The following is a 1,145-nucleotide window of genomic DNA, read 5'->3' as shown; positions in this document are numbered from 1 at the left end:
GCCATCATGGCGAAGGCAAAGTTTGAACGTAACAAACCGCACGTCAACATCGGCACGATTGGCCACGTTGACCACGGCAAGACGACGCTGACCGCGGCAATCACCAAGTACTACGGCGACTTCCGCGCCTACGACCAGATCGACGGCGCGCCCGAAGAGAAGGCCCGCGGCATCACCATCTCGACCGCCCATGTCGAGTACGAGACCGAGTCGCGTCACTACGCCCACGTCGACTGCCCCGGCCACGCCGACTACGTCAAGAACATGATCACCGGTGCCGCCCAGATGGACGGCGCGATCCTGGTCTGCGCTGCTTCGGACGGCCCGATGCCCCAGACGCGCGAGCACATCCTGCTCGGCCGTCAGGTCGGTATCCCTTACATCGTTGTCTACATGAACAAGGTTGACCTTGTTGACGACGAAGAGCTGATCGAGCTGGTCGAAATGGAACTGCGCGAGCTGCTGAGCTCGTACGAGTATCCGGGCGACGACACCCCGATCATCAAGGGCTCGGCCTTCCAGGCGATGATGGGCGAGATGAAGGAAATCGGCGAAGATTCGATCCACGAGCTGATGAAAGCCGTCGACGAATACATCCCGACGCCCGCGCGCGCCGTGGATCAGCCGTTCCTGATGCCGATCGAAGACGTGTTCTCGATCTCGGGCCGCGGCACCGTTGTGACCGGCCGTGTCGAGCGTGGCGTGATCAACGTTGGCGACGAAGTCGAAATCGTCGGCATCCGCGACACCAAGAAGTCGACCTGCACGGGCGTGGAAATGTTCCGCAAACTGCTGGATCGTGGGGAAGCGGGCGACAACGTCGGCATCCTGCTGCGCGGCATCGAGCGTGACGGCGTTGAGCGCGGCCAAGTGCTGTGCAAGCCGAAATCGGTCAACCCGCACACCGAGTTCGAAGCCGAGGCCTATATCCTGACCAAGGAAGAAGGCGGCCGTCACACGCCGTTCTTCGCGAACTACCGCCCGCAATTCTACTTCCGCACCACGGACGTCACCGGCACCGTGAAGCTGCCGGAAGGCACCGAAATGGTGATGCCGGGCGACAACCTGAAGTTCGAAGTCTCGCTGATCGCGCCGATCGCCATGGAAGAGAAGCTGCGCTTCGCTATCCGTGAAGGCGGCCGTAC

Annotated in this window: 1 protein-coding gene; it reads left to right on the top strand. The window is 61.8% G+C overall.

Annotation, left to right across the window (positions count from 1 at the left end):
- Positions 1-6 precede the first annotated feature (6 nt).
- Positions 7-1,145: elongation factor Tu (gene tuf, locus JI664_RS23610; protein WP_207016236.1), on the top strand; the 1,139-nt coding region annotated here is incomplete at its 3' end.

Source organism: Rhodobacter sp. NTK016B (genome assembly GCF_017303295.1).
In the GTDB taxonomy this organism is placed as follows: Bacteria; Pseudomonadota; Alphaproteobacteria; order Rhodobacterales; family Rhodobacteraceae; genus Pararhodobacter.
The sequence above is the reverse complement of the archived record's forward strand: the minus strand, read 5'-3'. Positions and strand labels throughout refer to the sequence as shown.